Source organism: Oleiphilus sp. HI0080 (assembly GCF_001635135.1).
Genome location: NZ_LWFU01000033.1, coordinates 1 through 317, shown reverse-complemented (window position 1 = coordinate 317; position 317 = coordinate 1). Strand labels below are relative to the sequence as shown.

Here is a 317-nt window from a genome sequence, read left to right as displayed (position 1 = left end):
GCAGATGTATTTTATCTCCGTATAATCATCCAGCCCGTAAAAAGATCCTTCGCGGCCATAACCGCTTTGCTTCACCCCTCCAAAAGGTGCTGCGGGGTTTGAAATGATTCCCTCATTAACACCCACCATGCCGTATTCCAAAGACTCACTAACGCGCCAAACACGCCCAATATCGCGTGTGTATACATACGAAGCCAAGCCATAGACTGTATCGTTCGCTATCTCAATCGCCTCGCTTTCTGTCCGAAACCGAATTATCGGCGCCACTGGGCCGAAAATCTCAGAGTGCGCCACATCCATTGAATTTGTAACAAAGT

At 48.3% G+C, this 317-nt stretch carries 1 protein-coding gene; it reads right to left on the bottom strand.

Translation table 11 applies throughout. The features are described from left to right. The coding region (locus A3751_RS00515; RefSeq protein ID WP_156492141.1) for an aldehyde dehydrogenase family protein at positions 1-317 on the bottom strand (317 nt) is incomplete at both ends.